The sequence below is a fragment of the Nocardioides sp. LHD-245 genome (genome assembly GCF_030929495.1).
Taxonomy (GTDB): domain Bacteria; phylum Actinomycetota; class Actinomycetes; order Propionibacteriales; family Nocardioidaceae; genus Nocardioides.
Map to the genome: position 1 here is coordinate 53,810 of NZ_JAVFWN010000017.1, position 16,499 is coordinate 70,308.

Sequence of the window (16,499 nt, forward strand, 5' to 3'; positions counted from 1 at the left end):
GCCAGGGAATCCCGCAGGTCGACATGCTTGACAAGTTGCGCGGTTCGACGAAGTACATCGCGGACATCTCTGTATCTGGGATGCTGCACGCGGTGATAGTGCGCAGCCCGGTCGCACACGGGCGGCTGCACGCGGTGGACGTGGACCGTGCCAAGAAGGTCCCAGGTGTGCGCGCAGTGCTGACCTCGGCAGACACTCCACACCGGTTCTTTGGCCCGCACGCGAACGACTGGGAGATCCTCGCCAGCGAGAAGGTGCGCTCCTTCGGTGACGAGATCGCCGCGATCGCGGCCACGACGCTCGACGCCGCCAGGGAGGCCGCGGCCCTCGTCACCGCAACCGTTGAAGAGCTGCCTGCGGTCTTCGATGCTCGTGAGGCCCTGCGGGACGGGGCCCCGACGGTCTGGGAGGACCGACCGGGCAACGTGGCGAACAGCTTCCAGATCTCGCGAGGCAACGTAGAGGAGGCATTCGCGAAGGCAGACCTGGTCGTCACGGACCGCTACTCGACGAACCAGATCTATCACGCGTACCTCGAGCCCATCGGGGTGATGGCCGAGTACCACCCGTCCGGTTCCTACACGCTCACCGTGCCCAGCCACATCCCCTACAAGGCTCGGCTCACCTACGCGGGCGCCCTGGGGGTGCGGCCCGACCAGATCCGCATCGTCGTGCCGCCCATCGGCGGCAGCTTCGGAGCCAAGTACGAGATGATCGAGCCGCTCATCGCGGCCGTTCTGGCGCGCGACACCGGTCGACCTGTCCGCCTGGTTTACGACCGGGAGGAGGACGCACTGATCGCGCGTTCGCGGCCTCCGTTCTGGTTCCACCACCGCATCGGTGTGACGGCCGAGGGGATGTTCATCGCCCGTGAGACCGAGGTCGTCGGAACGGCGGGCTCGAGAGTCTTCTGGTCCCCTGCGGTGCTCGCGACCGCCATTCACCGCGTCGACTCGCTCTACAACTTCCACAACATGGCGGGCACCGGTGCTCTCGCCTACACCAACGAGGCGCCGACGACCTGCATGCGCGGGTTCGGGAACGCGGAGTCTCTGTTCGGCATCGAGCAGATGATCGATGAGATCGGTGAGAAGCTCGGCATCGATCCAGTAGAGCTGCGTCAGCGCAACGCCGTCCGAGAGGGCGAGACGACCCTGCACGGTTGGCACATCAGCTCGTCGAAGCTGCCTGAGTGCCTGGAGCGTGTCAAGGAGGTCTCCGACCTCGACAACCAGCGCCGGGAGACGAGGAAGCAAAGGGGTCTGACCGGCGTGCGGCGGGGGATCGGCGTAGCCATCGCTCACCACGTCTCGGGCTATCGGCCCATTCTCGCGGACTACGATGGCTCCTCGGCCATCGTCCACGCCACGAGCGGCGGGCGAGTGACGCTGTTCGTCGGGGAGCCTGACATCGGGCAGGGGCAGGCGACCGTGCTGTCGCAACTGGCCTGCGACGAACTCGGATGCAGCCCCGACGACGTCAATCTTCAAGGCGTGGACTCGGCGTTGTCACCCGACGCGGTCGGCACGCTCGCGTCCCGCGCGACCACGATGGCCGGCAACGCCGTGGTCGCGGCCGCCAGGTCGGCCCGGCAGAAGCTCGATGCCCTTCTCGCCGACCACTGGCGGACCACGCCGGACCGGCTGCACAGGGAAGGGGAGGTCGTTCACTTCGGTGAACAGTCACTCACCTTCCGTGAGTCCATGGCCCTTTACGCCGCGAGCAACTGCGGTCTCCCGCTGCTCGGCGAAGGGGTACATCGGCCGGCGACCCAGATGCCCGACAAGGACAAGTACGGCAATCCCTCGGCCGCCTACCCCTTTGCCGCCCACGTGGCCGAGGTGGAGGTCGACTGCGACAGCGGGCAGATTCGGGTGACCCGATACTGGGCGGTGCACGACAGCGGGACGATCCTCAACCCGTCGACGGCCCGTGGTCAGGTGGTCGGAGCGATTGCCCAAGGCGTCGGTTGGGCGCTCATGGAGGACGTCAAGGTGGACCTGGGGCGGGTCAGGAACCCGAACTTCCTCGACTACCGCATCCCTGGCTCCGGCGACATGCCGGAGACGTATGTGGAGTTCGTCGACGCCTACGAGCCCAACGGTCCGCATGGAGCGAAGAGCCTGGCCGAGGCGGCGATCAATCCGGTCACGGCCGCGATCGCCAACGCCTTCCACGATGCCACGGGGATTCGCTGCCACGACCTGCCGTTGGCACCTGAGCGAATCTGGGAGCTCCTCACGGGCGCTCGCGCCCAGAGCCCCGCCCACGATGCAGAGGAGGCCCTGATATGAGCCAGCCCGGTTACGCCATTCCTCGGTCCGTGCAGGAGGCCGTGGAGACGCTGGCACGCAGTACTGCAGCCCGGCCGATCGCCGGTGGCACTGATCTCATGGTGCAGATGAGGCTCGGCCACCGACGCCCGGACGTCGTCGTCGACACCAGAGCCATTGAGGAGCTTCATCTCCTCAGGCAGGGCGACCCCACTGTCATCGGGGCGGCGGTGACGTTGCGTCGTTTCCTCGGCGACGCGGAGCTGACCGGGAGCTATCCCGCCTTGGCGCAGGCCGCCAATCTCCTCGGCGGCCGTCAGATTCAGGCTGTTGCCACGTTCGGGGGGAACGTGTGCAACGCGTCGCCCGCTGCGGAGACCGCGACTCCTCTGCTCGTCTATGCCGCGCAAGCAGTCATCGAGAGTCGAGGAGGACGTCGGGAGGTGCCGCTCACTGCCTTCTTCACCGGACCGGGCAAGACGGTGGTCGATGCGGGCGAGCTTCTCGTAGGCCTTCACCTGCCACCGCCGACCGGTGATGAGCGTTCTGCCTATCGGCGTCTGGAGCTGCGACGATCCGTCGACATCGCAGTCGTGAGTGCTTCGAGCTGGGTTCGGGTGGTCGAGGGTCGCATCGCCACCGCGCGTGTCGCGGTCGGGGCCGTGAATGCAGTGGCCATGCGAGTTCCAGCGGCAGAGGCCACGTTGACCGGGGTCGAGGTCGACGATTCGAGAGCCGTCGAGAGAGCGATCGCTCAGGCGGCCGTTGACTGCCGCGATGCCAGTCGCCCGATCGACGACACGAGGGCCTCGGCGCAGTACCGCCTGGCCATGGTCGAGTTGATCGCAAGGCGTGCTCTGAACGACACGATCTTGACAGGCGCACACTAGGGAGGCTTCGACCTCGGCGGGATCAGGGAGTGGGGCTGCCGAGGCTCGCGTCCGGTCAACCGGGCCGTGTGCCGTCGACTGACGTGGACGAGCCTCCTCTCAATGAGCAGGGTGAGGCGCCGTCGCCCGGGAGGAGCGGCCTCAGGCAGAGCAGGCGATCGCGGATGCCACCGGCGCGTTCCCGATGACGCACCACGTCGAGTGCGTGGCGTTGTTGACGAGAGCCGGCTCCGACCTGCGGTGACGCCGTCCGGTGACGTGCCGGTGGGCGGTCAGGTGGACAGCAGCCCGGTCGCCCGGAGCAGCATCGGGAGGACGACGAGGATGCTGCCCAGGACGAGCGGGGCGCCGCAGATGCCGAGGAGGGCCTCTCGCTTCCCCAGCCCGGCGCGTCCGGCGTAGGAGAACGCGAGGAGTCCGAAGCCCGCGGCAGCCAGGAGGAAGGCGAGCACGTAGCCAGCTGACGCGAGATCGAGCCGCTCCGCGTCGCCCGCCATGCCGGTGAGCATGGCCACCGCTTGGGCCAGACTGCCCGCGACGTAGGTGGTCACGGTCGCGAAGGCGGCCCACAGGAGAACGCCCACGACGCTCGGCCGCAGGAAGCTGGGCGGCTCGACGACGGCGAGGACCGCGGTGCCCACGCCGACGAGCTTGACGGCGGCGACGTACCAGTTGACGACCGAGAGGGCGTCGGCGTCAGCGGCATGCGGCCCGGAGGCGAACTTGTCGGTGGCCTCGAACCAGATGCTGATCGCCGCGAAGACTCCGCACCACACCGCGACCGACGCGCCTACGGCTGTGACGAACGGGGGCGGCGGCGCGACGCCTGGCCGGGTGTGCCCGGGGGTGGGTGCCATGACGAGTCCTTCCGAGGGAGTGGTTCTAGCAGGGGCATACTAGAATATTGATTCTAGAACCTGACGTCTGGTGAGCCGGTAGTCTGCGCCGGTGGCCCTCGCCAAGTTCACCCCCGACGGGATCCTCGACGCGTGTGCGGAGGAGGTGCTCGCAAACGGCGGCGACGTGCGGATCGCCGACATAGCCAGCCGGCTGGGTGCCCCCACGGGGTCGATCTATCACCGGTTCGGATCGCGCCAGGAGCTTCTCGTCCGACTGTGGCTGCGCAGCGTCGGGCGCTTCCACGTGGACTATCTGGCCGCCGGGGATCAGGACGACCCGGAGCGTGCGCTGTTGGCCATGGCCGAGTGCGTCGTCGCGTTCAGCCGTGACCATCAGCTGGACGCGGTCGCCATGACGTTGTACCGGCACTCACGTCTGGTGCTGACGGCCCCCGAGTCCTGTCGCGAGGATGTCGAGAACATCAACGTCGGCATACACGACCGCCTCGCGGTGCTGGCCGAGCGGCGTTACGAGCACACGACCGAGCGCCACCGGTTTCTCGTGCGTCTCGCCGCGGCCGAGAGTCCCTACGGGCTCGTCAGGCCCTATCTGTGGAACTCGGTGCCCGCGTCGCTGCCCGAGGTCGTCGTCGCCAGCTCGAGAGCCATCCTCGCCCTCGGCGACTGAACCCGGGGCCGGCCATGAGGACGGATTCCCGGTCCCTCCGGTGAGGGATCACCAGGTACGTCCCTAGAGTGAGGCGCAACACATGTCGGTGCCGGTGCCGACCCCTCACGAACAGGAACCCCCTCATGACCTCCACCCCATCCGCCGTCACCGACGAGATGGTCAACGCCTTCGCCGACACCTACTACGGCGGGCTCAGCTCCAGCATCTACGCGACGCCCGTGCCGCTCGACCCGGCGGACACGGTGCTGGTCCTGATCGACATCCAGGAGTGCATCACCAAGGAGGCGTTCCTCAAGACGTTCGCCGCGCTCGGCGTCGACTCCGAGCCGATGCTGCCGATCCTCGACCGCATCGAGGCCGACATGCGCGCCACGGCGGCCAACATCTCCGCCGTGCTGGAGCGGTGCCGCGAGACCGGGATCCGCCCGATCCATGTGCGCATCCAGTCCCATCTCCCCGACGCCGCGGACACCGGCGCTCTGCACACCTCGGCGGGCATGTTCTATCCGCCGGGCTCGAAGGACTCCGAGTTCCTCCCCGAGGCGATGCCGCGCGAGGACGAGATCGTCCTCAACAAGACCTGCTCCGGCATCCATGTCGGCACCCACATCGACCAGGTGCTGCGCAACCTCGGCGCCCGGAAGGTCCTGGTCGTGGGCTTCTACACCGACCAGTGCATCAGCGCGTCGGTGCGCGACCTGTCCGACCTGGGCTACCAGGTCGACCTGATCGAGGACGCCGTGGGTGCGCTCAGCCCGCAGCGGCACGAGTATGCGTTGCAGAGCATCCGGAAGATCTACGCGAACTCCGAGACCACGGCGACGCTGCTGGGCCGGCTTGCCGAGCTTCCCGCGCGCTAGTGGCGCCCACGGACGCCGGATCGGCCGCGCTGGCGACGGCTGTCGCGGTACGACGGTCGATCCACCAGCATCCCGAGCTGAGCTTCGAGGAGCACCGGACCGCGCGACTGATCCGCGAGCACTTAGACCGGATCGGCCTGCCCTATCGTGCCGGCGTCGCCGGCACCGGTGTGGTCGCCACCCTCGACACCGGTCGCCCCGGCCCGGTCACCGCCTTCCGCGCGGATCTGGATGCCTTGCCGATCGCGGAGGAGACCGAGCAGCCGTTCCGGTCCACGGTGGCGGGCGTGATGCACGCCTGCGGACATGACATGCACACCGGGATCCTGCTCGGGCTGGCCGAGCAGCTGGCTGCCGAGGCCGGTGCGCTGACCGGCACCTTCGTCTTCGTCTTCCAGCCGGGCGAGGAGGCCAACGGCGGCGCGCAGCGGGTCATCGACGCCGGTGGGCTCAGCGACGCCGGGGTCGAGCGGATCTTCGCGCTGCATGTCGTGCCCGAGCTGCCGACAGGCTCGATCGCGCTGCGTGACGGTGCCCTGACGGCGACCGACGACGAGTTCGAGATCTCCGTGGCCGGACGGGAGGCGCACAGCTCGCAGCCCGAGCTGGGCGTCAACGCCGTGTCGGTGGCCGCCCGGATCGTCACGGCGCTCGACGGTCTGTGCGCCACGCTCAGCCCGTTCAGCGTGGCCACGTTGAACGTCGCCTCGGTCCAGGGCGGCGAGGCGGTCAACGTGATCCCCGGCGACGCCCAGGTGCGGGGCATGCTCAGGTGTGTCGAGTCGGCCGACAAGATCCTGCTGCGTGAGCGGCTGAGCACGACGGCCGACGCCGTCGCCGCGTCGATGGGCGCGCAGGCCACGGTGCGGATCGTCGAGGGCTTCCCGCCGGTGGTCAACGATCCGGACCTGACCGCCACGATCCGCGTGGCCGCTCGCGAGGTACTGGATCCGGAGGCGCAGATCGTCGAGCTGGATCGCCCCCACCTGGGCTCGGAGGACTTCGCCTACTACCAGCAGGTGGTGCCCGGCGCGATGTTCATGCTCGGCTGCGAGCGATCCGGCGCCACGGGCGGCGGCTTGCACACGGCCACCTTCGACCCTGACGAGGGCGCCTTGGCCGTCGGTCTGGCGGTCTTCTCGGCGATCGCCCACCAGGTCAACGGCGTGACCTGACCGACACGGTCAGGTCACGGGGCGCGCGGCTGGTCCGCGTCGCGGAGCAGTCACGGCAGACTGGCCGTCATGGCGAACCTGGTCATGACGGACGGGGCGGTCGCGGGACTGCTGGAACCCACCTCGGTGGCGCTGGTGCCGGGCGAGGTGGTCGTGGCGGTGGGGAGACCAGGCCACGGCAACGTCGCCCTCGCCCTGGCCCTCGCCGGGCGGCTGCGGCTGAGCGGCGGCGGCGTCGAGCTCGGGGGCGATCCGGCCCCCGAGCCCCTGCAGCGGGCGGTGGTGCTGGTCGACGTCCCCGGGGTGACGGAGCCGGACGACAGTGTCCCGTTCCGGGTCGTCGTCGCCGAGGAGCTGGCCCTGGCCCGGCTGTCGTCCGGTCCGCACGCGACCTCGGCGTGGCTGCGGGAGCATCGGCTCGGCACCAGTCCGCGGCTGCGCACCGAGGACGTGGCTCCCCTCGACCGGATCCGGTCGCTGACCGAGCTCGGGTCGTCGCGACCCGACGCCCGTTTCCTCGTCCTGCTCTCCCCGGACCGGCACGGACTGCATCGGCGCGACTGGTGGCCGGTCGCCCACGCGGCTGCGGACCGCGGCCTCGGCGTCCTGGTCACGGTCAGCGAGGCGGTCGACCTCGGTGACGTCGCCAACGTGGCAGCGATCGGGGGTGCCGCGTGAACGCCCTGCGCATCGCCTGGAGCGAGCTGTCCCGGCTGCTGAGCATCCGGATGGGCCGGATCACCGTGCTCGCGCTGGTGACCGTGCCGACGATCTATGCCGGCCTCTATCTGTACGCCAACCACGACCCGTACTCGGCACTGGACCGGGTGCCGACGGCCCTGGTCGTCGAGGACGCCGGGGCCACAGGACTCGACGGCGCCCGGCTCGAGGCCGGGCGTGAGGTGGCCGACCAGCTGCTCGACGCCCGGGACTTCGGCTGGCACGAGGTCGACCGTGCGACCGCGAAGGCCGGCGTCGACGACGGCACCTACGACTTCGCTCTGGTGATCCCGCGCGGCTTCTCGGCGGCGCTGTCCAGCAGTGCCGGCGCCGAGCCGGAGCAGGCCCGGATCACGATGATCACCAACGACGCGAACTCCTATCTCTCCACGACCATCGCCAACACCGTCGCCACCAAGGTGCGCGACGCGATCGGCGAGAAGGTCTCCCAGGAGGCGGTCGGCACCTTCCTCCTGGGCATCGCCGACGTCCGCCAGGGCCTGCAACAGGGAGCCGACGGGGCGGGGCAGCTCCAGGACGGGCTGCGCGAGGCGAAGCGCGGCTCCCGCAAGCTCGTCGAGGGGAGTGCCCGTCTCGCCGACGGCGCGGGCGACCTGCGCGACGGCGCCGGGCAGCTGCACGACGGGCTGTCGACGCTGGCGACCCGCACCGCGGCCCTGCCCGGCCAGGCGCGGCAGCTCGCCAACGGCGCCCGCCAGGTCGCCGACGGCGACCAGAAGGTCGCCGACGCGGGCACCAAGGTCGCCGACGCGGTCCACGCCGCCCGGGTCGCGTACGACGGCGGGCGCGCCGACCTCGTCGCCCAGATGAACCAGCTCGGGATCGACCCGGCCGGCCAGGACCGGCTGCTGGCCGTCTACGACCGGGTGGGCGCCAAGGTCCACGCCGGCGACAGCAAGGCCGACGGCGTCCGCAAGCAGCTGAACCAGCTCGCCGCCGGCGCCGGCCAGGTGGCGGCCGGTTCCGACCAGCTCGCCCGGTCGGCGCCGGCCCTGGTCGACGGCATCGCGCAGGCGCGCGACGGAGCCGACGACCTGACGTCGGGCGCCGCCCGGCTGACCCGCGGCGCGGGGACCCTGAACGACGGCACCGTCGAGCTGCGCTCGGGGCTGCGCGAGCTGACCAGCGGTGCGGGCACCCTCCGCGACGGCCTCGCCTCCGGTGTCGACCAGGTCCCCGACACCACCGACGAGTCGCGCCAGCGGATCGCCGAGACCATCGCGAACCCGATCGACGTCCGGGCCCGCAGCGATGCGGCGGCGCGCAACTACGGCGCCGGCCTGGCTCCCTTCTTCCTCGCACTCGCGGCCTGGATCGGCGGGTACGTCCTCTTCCTGCTGGTCCGCCCGCTCTCGAGCCGGGCCCTGGCCGCCAACCAGCACCCGCTGCGGGTGGCCCTCGGCGGCTGGCTGCCGCCGGCGCTGATCGGCGCCGCGCAGATGACCCTGGCGTTCTTGGTGGTCGCGATCGCGCTCGACGTCGGCATCGTCGAGAGCCTGCGCACGTGGCTGTTCATGATCCTGATCTCGGCCACCTTCGTCGCGGTCGTCCATCTCATGAACGCACTGCTCGGCACCCCAGGCCAGTTCCTGGCGCTCGTCCTGATGGTCGTCCAGCTGGTGACCGCCGGGGGCACCTTCCCGTGGCAGACGATCCCCGAGCCCCTGCACTGGCTGCACCAGGTGCTGCCGATGAGCTACGCCGTCGACGGACTGCGTCAGCTCATGTACGGCGGCGACCCCGCCCGCGCGCTGACCGCCGCACTGGTGCTGGCGGCCTATCTCGTCGGGGCCCTGCTGCTCACCTCCCTCGTCGCGCGGCGACAGCGGGTGTGGACGCCGAGCCGGGTGAAGCCGACCGTCGTCCTGTAGTCGGGCCGCCGCCGGTCAGCGCACGACGTCGTCGAGGAAGGCGCAGGAGCGAAGGGATACGACGCCAGGGCCGCGACCTTTCCGGGGTTCTCCGATCTCCGGCTTGTCCTCATGTCGGCTTGAGGTTCTACGGTCACCGGTATGAGCATGGAGTCGATCGCCTGGAACCAGGTGTACCGGGGGATGCACGGGCCGGACGAGCAGCGGGCGTTCAGCGCCGCGACGGCGAAGCGGATCTTCCGCTTCGCGCGGCCGCACCGCCGCAAGCTGGTCGGGTTCGTGGTGCTGAGCGTCCTCACGTCCGGTCTCGCGGTCGCGACACCGGTGCTGGCCGGCGATGTCGTCAACGCGATCATCGCCGTCGACGGCCGGGGGGTCGTGGTCCGGCTGGCCCTGGCCATCGCCGTCCTGGCGGTGCTCGACGCGGCGCTGGGCCTGGTCGCGCGCTGGCTGTCGTCCAAGATCGGCGAGGGACTGATCCTCGACCTGCGCACCGCGGTCTTCGACCACGTCCAGCGGATGCCGGTCGCCTTCTTCAGCCGGACGCGGACCGGCGCCCTCGTCAGCCGGCTCAACAACGACGTCATCGGGGCGCAACGCGCGTTCAGCCAGACCCTGTCCGGCGTGGTCGGCAACCTGGTGACGCTGGTGCTGACCCTCGTCGTGATGCTCGGGATCTCCTGGCAGGTCACGCTGCTCGCCCTGGTGCTGCTGCCGGTGTTCGTGGTCCCGGCGCGGCGGATGGGCCGGCGGCTGGCCGACATCCAGCGCGAGGCCGCCGATCACAATGCGGCGATGGGCAACCAGATGACCGAGCGGTTCTCGGCGCCCGGCGCCACCCTGGTCAAGCTCTTCGGCCGCCCGGAGCAGGAGTCCGCGGAGTTCGCGGCGCGGGCACGGCGGGTTGCGGAGATCGGCGTACGCACGGCGATGGTGCAGACCACCTTCGTGACCGCGCTGACGCTCGTGTCCGCGCTGGCCGTCGCCGTCGTCTACGGGCTCGGTGGCGCGCTCGCCCTGGAGGGGAGCCTCGACGCCGGCGACGTCGTTGCGCTGTCGTTGCTGCTGACCCGTCTCTACGCGCCACTGACCGCCCTGGCCAGCGCACGGGTCGAGGTGATGAGCGCGCTGGTGAGCTTCGAGCGGGTCTTCGAGGTCCTGGACCTGGAGCCGCTGATCACGGACCGTCCTGGTGCGGGCCGGGTGCCCGACGGGCCGGTCGCGGTGGAGCTCGACGACGTGCGCTTCGCCTACCCGTCGGCCGACAAGGTCTCGCTGGCCTCGCTGGAGGCGGTCGCCACGCTCGACACCCGCGGCGGCGAGGAGGTGCTCCACGGCATCTCGCTGCGCGCCGAGCCCGGTCAGGTCGTGGCCCTCGTCGGGTCCTCCGGCGCGGGGAAGTCGACCATCGCGCAACTGGTGTCGCGGCTGTACGACGTCGACGCGGGCGCCGTCCGGCTCGCCGGTGTCGACGTACGAGACCTCACCGCCGCGTCGATCCGCAGCGCGGTCGGGATGGTGACCCAGGACGGACACCTCTTCCACGACACCATCCGCGGCAACCTGCTGCTGGCCCGTCCCGAGGCCGCGGAGCAGGAGTTGTGGGACGCCCTGACCCGGGCCCGGCTGGCCGACCTGGTCGGCGCGCTGCCCGACGGGCTGGACACGGTGGTGGGGGAGCGGGGCTACCGGCTCTCGGGCGGGGAGCGGCAACGGCTCACGATCGCCCGGCTGCTGCTCAAGCAGCCGCGCGTCGTGATCCTCGACGAGGCGACGGCGTCGCTGGACTCGACCTCCGAGGCCGCGGTGCAGGCCGCGTTGGGCGAGGCTCTGGCCGGACGGACCGCGCTGGTCATCGCGCACCGGCTCTCCACGATCCGCGCGGCCGACCTGATCGCGGTGGTCGAGGAGGGACGGATCGTCGAGCGTGGCACCCACGCGGCGCTGCTGGCGGCGCGGGGCAGGTACGAGGAGCTGTACCGCACCCAGTTTGCCGAGGACGCCGTGGTCGCGGACGCGCCGGAGGCCGGGTCGCGTGGAGATCTGCCTTCGGGTCGTGTATCTTGATGTCAAGAGATATCGGGCTTCCGATATCCCTGAGAACTTAGGTCAGCCTCACTATCCGGCCCGCCGTTCGCGGCGGCAGGATGACAGGAGACCTACCAACGATCAGTCGATGGCAGTCGATGAGGACGGAGACGCGATGGCCAGCAAGAACAGCTTCGGCGCCAAGAGCACCCTGGAGGTGGACGGCAAGTCCTACGAGATGTTCCGCCTCGACGCGGTCAAGGGCGACGGGCTGCCCGAGGGTGCCGTCGAGAGCCTGCCCTTCTCGCTGAAGGTGCTGCTCGAGAACCTGCTCCGCACCGAGGACGGCGCGAACATCACCGCCGAGGACATCAAGGCCCTCGCCGGCTGGGACGAGAACGCCCAGCCCGACAAGGAGATCCAGTTCACGCCGGCCCGCGTGATCATGCAGGATTTCACCGGCGTCCCCTGCGTCGTCGACCTCGCCACCATGCGCGAGGCGATGGCCGACCTCGGCGGCGACGCCACCAAGATCAACCCGCTCGCGCCCGCTGAGATGGTCATCGACCACTCGGTGATGGCCGACGTCTTCGGCACCCCCGAGGCGTTCCAGCGCAACGTCGAGATCGAGTACGAGCGCAACCGCGAGCGCTACCAGTTCCTGCGCTGGGGCCAGGGCGCCTTCGACGACTTCAAGGTCGTCCCCCCGGGCACCGGCATCGTCCACCAGGTCAACATCGAGCACCTCGCGCGCACCGTCTTCACCCGTGAGGTCGACGGCGAGCTGCTGGCCTACCCCGACACCTGCGTCGGCACCGACTCGCACACCACCATGGTCAACGGCATCGGCGTCGTCGGCTGGGGCGTCGGCGGCATCGAGGCCGAGGCCGCGATGCTCGGCCAGCCGGTCTCCATGCTGATCCCGCGCGTGGTCGGCTTCAAGCTCTCGGGCGAGCTGCCCGCCGGCTCGACCGCGACCGACCTGGTGCTCACCATCACCGAGATGGTCCGCAAGCACGGCGTCGTCGGCAAATTCGTCGAGTTCTACGGTCCCGGTGTCGCGGCGCTGCCGCTGGCCAACCGCGCCACCATCGGCAACATGTCGCCCGAGTTCGGCTCGACCATCGCGGTCTTCCCGATCGACGACGAGACCACCAGCTACCTGCGCCTGACCGGTCGCTCCGAGGAGCAGATCGCGCTCGTCGAGAAGTACGCCAAGGAGCAGGGCCTCTGGCTCGACCCGGCCGCCGAGCCGCGCTACTCCGAGAAGCTCGAGCTCGACCTGGCGACCGTCGTCCCCTCGATCGCCGGCCCGAAGCGCCCGCAGGACCGGGTCCTCGTCTCCGAGGCCAAGGAGTCCTTCCGCACCGCGCTCGTCGACTACGCCGGCGAGGTGCAGGACACCAAGGGCTACGACGAGGCGGTCGACGAGTCCTTCCCGGGCTCGGACGCCCCCTCGCACGACCCGGCCCAGTCCAACGGTGAGGCCGCCCCCAACGCGCATCTCTCCGCGGCGGCGACCGACGGCGGCCGGGCCTCGGACCCCGTCGAGGTCACGCTCGAGGACGGCACCACCTTCACGCTCGACCACGGTGCCGTGACGATCGCCTCGATCACCTCCTGCACCAACACGTCGAACCCGTCGGTCATGATCGGCGCGGCGCTGCTCGCCAAGAAGGCCGTCGAGAAGGGCCTGACCCGCAAGCCGTGGGTCAAGACCACCCTCGCGCCCGGCTCGCAGGTCGTCAGCGACTACTACGACAAGGCCGGCCTCACGCCGTACCTCGACAAGCTGGGGTTCAACCTGGTCGGCTACGGCTGCGTCACCTGCATCGGCAACTCGGGCCCGCTCATCCCCGAGGTCTCCGCCGCGGTCAACGAGCACGACCTCGCCGTCGTCTCGGTGCTCTCGGGCAACCGGAACTTCGAGGGCCGGATCAGCCCCGACATCAAGATGAACTACCTGGCCTCCCCGCCGCTGGTCGTCGCGTACGCGCTCGCCGGCTCGATGGACGTCGACCTGTTCAACGACCCGCTGGGCAAGGACACCGACGGCAACGACGTCTTCCTCAACGACATCTGGCCCTCGCCGGCCGAGGTCGAGGAGACGATCGCCGGTGCGATCAACTCGCAGATGTTCGCCGACTCCTACGCCGACGTCTTCAAGGGCGACGAGCGCTGGCGCTCGCTCCCCACGCCGGAGGGCAACACCTTCACCTGGGACGAGTCGTCCACGTACGTCCGCAAGGCGCCCTACTTCGACGGCATGCCCGACGAGCCGGCCCCGGTCACCGACATCTCCGGTGCCCGCGTCCTGCTCAAGCTCGGCGACTCGGTCACCACCGACCACATCTCGCCGGCCGGCTCGATCAAGGCCGACTCGCCCGCGGGCAGGTACCTCACCGAGAACGGCGTCGGTCCGCGCGACTTCAACTCCTACGGCTCGCGCCGCGGCAACCACGAGGTCATGATCCGGGGCACGTTCGCGAACATCCGCCTGCGCAACCAGATCGCGCCCGGCACCGAGGGCGGGTTCACCCGCGACTTCACCGTCGCGGACGGCCCCGTCACCACCGTCTACGACGCCTCGGTCAACTACCAGGCCGCGGACATCCCGCTCGTCGTCCTGGCCGGCAAGGAGTACGGCTCGGGCTCCTCGCGCGACTGGGCCGCCAAGGGCACCTCGCTCCTGGGCGTCAAGGCCGTCATCGCCGAGTCCTACGAGCGCATCCACCGCTCGAACCTGATCGGCATGGGCGTCATCCCGCTGCAGTTCCCCGAGGGCCAGGACGCCGAGTCGCTCGGCCTGACCGGCGAGGAGACCTTCTCCTTCTCCGGCATCACCGAGCTCAACGAGGGCACCACGCCCTCGACCGTGAAGGTCACCACCGACACGGGCGTGGAGTTCGACGCGGTCGTCCGCATCGACACCCCCGGTGAGGCGAACTACTACCGCAACGGCGGCATCATGCAGTATGTCCTGCGCAACCTGCTGCGCGGCTGACGCCGACCGCTCCTGCTCGATCCGACGGCCCACTCCCGGACGGGGGTGGGCCGTCGGCGTCCGTCGGGGACCGCTGACTACGGTGGGTCCATGCTCGTCGCGTTCAGCATCAGCCCCTCCAGCTCCGACGACACCGGGGGCGTCTCCGAGGCGGTGGCCGCCGCGGTCCGGGTGGTCCGCGCGTCCGGGCTGCCCCACGAGACGACGTCGATGTTCACGACGATCGAGGGGGAGTGGGACGAGGTGATGGCGGTCGTGAAGCAGGCGGTCGACGTCGTCGCCGCGACCTCGCCCCGGGTCGGGCTGGTGCTCAAGGCCGACATCCGGCCCGGGTTCACCGGCGAGCTCACCGCCAAGGTCGAGCGGGTCGAGCGGGCGCTCGAGCAGTGAGCCAGCCGCCGTATCCGCCGTATCCGCCGCCTCCGCCCTACGGGCCGCCGCAGGGCGCGCCTCCGCCGCCGTACCGGCCGCCGCCCGCCTTCCCTCCGCCCGGGTTCGCGCCACCCCCGCCCCGGCGGTCGCGCTCGCCGCTGCCGATCGTGCTCGCGATCCTCGCCGCGGTCGTGGTGATCGGCGCCGCGGTCCTGGTGCCGGTCCTGCTGTCCGACGATGACGAGGACGCCGGCGCCGACGATTCCGGCCGCTCGGCGTCCAGCGGTGCGACGGCCGACACGAGCAACCTCGACGCCGTCGAGGAGTACGACGGTCTGACCATGCAGCACCTCCCGGTCGGGGCGGAGCACGACTACCCGCAGTCCCCGCCGGTGGGCGGCGACCACGCGCAGTACTGGCTCGAGTGCGGTGTCTACGACGAGCCGGTGCCGGAGGTCAACGTCGTGCACGACCTCGAGCACGGCACGGTCTGGTTGACCTACCGCGATGACGAGGTCGACGCCGCGGGCGTCCAGCGGCTCGCCGACCAGCTGCCGGTCAACGGGATCCTGTCGCCCTACCCCGATCAGGAGGCGCCGGTCGTGATCACGGTCTGGGGCCGCCAGCTGGCGCTGACCGGTCCGGACGACCCGCGGATCGCCCTGTTCGTCGCCGCGTACGGCGCCGGCGACACCGCGCCCGAGCCGTTCGCGTCCTGTCACGGCGGCGTGGCCCCGGGCGACCTGCCGTCGACGGGCACCAACGCCTGATCCCGAGTGCCGGCGAGGACTAGGGTCGGATCGTGACCTCTCTCACCGTCATCCCCGTTCCCGGCCACGGCGCGGAGGACGTCGTCGTGGCGACCTCCGGGCCCGACGAGGGCTGCGTCTACACCGGCACCGACGACGGCGCGATCTTCCGGGTCGGTCCCGACGGGCAGCGCGTCGAGCGGGTCGCCCACACCGGTGGTCGCCCACTCGGGATCGAGTTCGCGGCCGACGGCCGGCTGCTGGTCTGCGACGCCCGGCGCGGGCTGCTGTGGGTCGATCCGGCGACGGGCGGTGTCGAGGTGATCACGGCCGAGGTCGACGGCCGGCCGATGGTCTTCTGCAACAACGCGGCGATCGCCGAGGACGGCACGATCTGGTGGTCGGACTCCTCGACCCGGTTCGAGATCGACCGCTGGAAGGACGACTTCGTCCGCAACACCCGCACCGGGCGGCTGCTGCGCCGCGACCCCGACGGCACCGTCGCCGTGGTGCTCGACGGCCTGGCGTTCGCCAACGGCGTCGCCCTGTCGGCCGGCGGCGACTTCGTGTGCGTGGCCGAGACCGGAGCGCGCACTGTCGTGCGGCACTGGATCAGCGGACCGAGCAAGGGCATGCGCGACCGGCTGTGCAGCGACCTGCCGGGCTACCCCGACAACATCGCGCGCGGGTCCGACGGGCTGGTCTGGATCACCATCGCCAGCCCTACCGACCCGCTCGTCGAGCGCCTGCAGCGCGGCCCGATGGCGCTGCGCAAGCTGGCCACCAAGCTGCCCGACGCGCTGCAGCCGCAGCCCCGGCAGACCGTGCGTGTCGTCGCCTACGACGAGCGCGGCGCACTGGTCCACGACCTCGACGTCAGTCCGGGCGAGCACGGTGCGGCGTACCACATGGTGACCGGGGTGCGGGAGCACGAAGGCCGGGTCTGGCTGGGCAGCCTGCACGAGTCGGCAATCGCCGTCTACGACCGCTGACGCCGTAGACTCGC

General features: G+C 70.5%; 13 protein-coding genes. 12 read left to right on the forward strand and 1 reads right to left on the reverse strand.

Annotated features, from left to right (window positions below; translation table 11 throughout):
- The first annotated feature begins 23 nt into the window (after positions 1–23).
- Both RB608_RS23010 and RB608_RS23015 read left to right on the forward strand, forming a co-directional pair.
- Positions 24–2,294 (forward strand): xanthine dehydrogenase family protein molybdopterin-binding subunit, encoded by a 2,271-nt coding sequence (locus tag RB608_RS23010; protein ID WP_308090403.1) that lies wholly within the window; start codon positions 24–26, stop codon positions 2,292–2,294.
- Entirely contained in the window at positions 2,291–3,163 is an 873-nt protein-coding gene (locus tag RB608_RS23015; protein ID WP_308090404.1) for an FAD binding domain-containing protein, read from the forward strand. The genes RB608_RS23010 and RB608_RS23015 overlap by 4 nt, the downstream gene beginning before the upstream one ends.
- 272 nt (positions 3,164–3,435) lie before the next feature.
- Here the strand turns inward: RB608_RS23015 and RB608_RS23020 are convergent, their stop codons facing one another.
- On the reverse strand, positions 3,436–4,020 hold the full coding sequence (locus RB608_RS23020) for a hypothetical protein (RefSeq protein WP_308090405.1): 585 nt from the start codon (positions 4,018–4,020) through the stop codon (positions 3,436–3,438).
- 91 nt (positions 4,021–4,111) lie between these two features.
- Here RB608_RS23020 and RB608_RS23025 point away from each other — a divergent pair, with 91 nt between their 5' ends.
- The 10 genes from RB608_RS23025 to RB608_RS23070 all read left to right on the forward strand — a co-directional run bounded on the left by RB608_RS23025 (position 4,112) and on the right by RB608_RS23070 (position 16,485).
- Complete coding sequence (locus tag RB608_RS23025) at positions 4,112–4,690, forward strand: TetR/AcrR family transcriptional regulator (protein WP_308090406.1); 579 nt, start codon at positions 4,112–4,114, stop codon at positions 4,688–4,690.
- A 125-nt stretch (positions 4,691–4,815) separates the two neighbouring features.
- Positions 4,816–5,553, forward strand: coding sequence for an isochorismatase family cysteine hydrolase (locus RB608_RS23030; protein WP_308090407.1), 738 nt, complete (start codon positions 4,816–4,818; stop codon positions 5,551–5,553).
- Positions 5,553–6,728, forward strand: a complete 1,176-nt coding sequence (locus tag RB608_RS23035; protein WP_308090408.1) for a M20 family metallopeptidase — start codon at positions 5,553–5,555, stop codon at positions 6,726–6,728. The genes RB608_RS23030 and RB608_RS23035 overlap by 1 nt, the downstream gene beginning before the upstream one ends.
- Positions 6,729–6,797: 69 nt before the next feature.
- Positions 6,798–7,406, forward strand: coding sequence for a hypothetical protein (locus RB608_RS23040; RefSeq protein WP_308090409.1), 609 nt, complete (start codon positions 6,798–6,800; stop codon positions 7,404–7,406).
- The gene (locus RB608_RS23045; RefSeq protein WP_308090410.1) at positions 7,403–9,340 is read left to right on the forward strand and encodes a YhgE/Pip domain-containing protein; all 1,938 of its coding nucleotides are present in this window, start codon (positions 7,403–7,405) and stop codon (positions 9,338–9,340) included. The genes RB608_RS23040 and RB608_RS23045 overlap by 4 nt, the downstream gene beginning before the upstream one ends.
- Before the next feature lie 141 nt (positions 9,341–9,481).
- Positions 9,482–11,407, forward strand: a complete 1,926-nt coding sequence (locus RB608_RS23050) for an ABC transporter ATP-binding protein (protein WP_308090411.1) — start codon at positions 9,482–9,484, stop codon at positions 11,405–11,407.
- 136 nt (positions 11,408–11,543) lie between these two features.
- A complete protein-coding gene (locus RB608_RS23055; protein WP_308090509.1) occupies positions 11,544–14,372 on the forward strand; it encodes an aconitate hydratase in 2,829 nt (942 codons plus the stop codon).
- Positions 14,373–14,462: 90 nt separating this feature from the next.
- Positions 14,463–14,762, forward strand: coding sequence for a thiamine-binding protein (locus RB608_RS23060; RefSeq protein ID WP_308090412.1), 300 nt, complete (start codon positions 14,463–14,465; stop codon positions 14,760–14,762).
- Positions 14,763–14,911: 149 nt separating this feature from the next.
- The gene (locus RB608_RS23065) at positions 14,912–15,514 is read left to right on the forward strand and encodes a DUF3105 domain-containing protein (protein WP_308090413.1); all 603 of its coding nucleotides are present in this window, start codon (positions 14,912–14,914) and stop codon (positions 15,512–15,514) included.
- A 32-nt stretch (positions 15,515–15,546) separates the two neighbouring features.
- Positions 15,547–16,485, forward strand: a complete 939-nt coding sequence (locus RB608_RS23070) for an SMP-30/gluconolactonase/LRE family protein (RefSeq protein WP_308090414.1) — start codon at positions 15,547–15,549, stop codon at positions 16,483–16,485.
- The last annotated feature ends 14 nt before the right edge of the window (positions 16,486–16,499 follow it).

Coding starts and splice junctions, on each gene's coding strand:
- RB608_RS23010 (WP_308090403.1), top strand. CDS start 24: ATGCTTGACAAGTTGCGCGGTTCGACGAAGTACATCGCGGACATCTCT.
- RB608_RS23015 (WP_308090404.1), top strand. CDS start 2,291: ATGAGCCAGCCCGGTTACGCCATTCCTCGGTCCGTGCAGGAGGCCGTG.
- RB608_RS23020 (WP_308090405.1), bottom strand. CDS start 4,020: ATGGCACCCACCCCCGGGCACACCCGGCCAGGCGTCGCGCCGCCGCCC.
- RB608_RS23030 (WP_308090407.1), top strand. CDS start 4,816: ATGACCTCCACCCCATCCGCCGTCACCGACGAGATGGTCAACGCCTTC.
- RB608_RS23040 (WP_308090409.1), top strand. CDS start 6,798: ATGGCGAACCTGGTCATGACGGACGGGGCGGTCGCGGGACTGCTGGAA.
- RB608_RS23050 (WP_308090411.1), top strand. CDS start 9,482: ATGAGCATGGAGTCGATCGCCTGGAACCAGGTGTACCGGGGGATGCAC.
- RB608_RS23055 (WP_308090509.1), top strand. CDS start 11,544: ATGGCCAGCAAGAACAGCTTCGGCGCCAAGAGCACCCTGGAGGTGGAC.
- RB608_RS23060 (WP_308090412.1), top strand. CDS start 14,463: ATGCTCGTCGCGTTCAGCATCAGCCCCTCCAGCTCCGACGACACCGGG.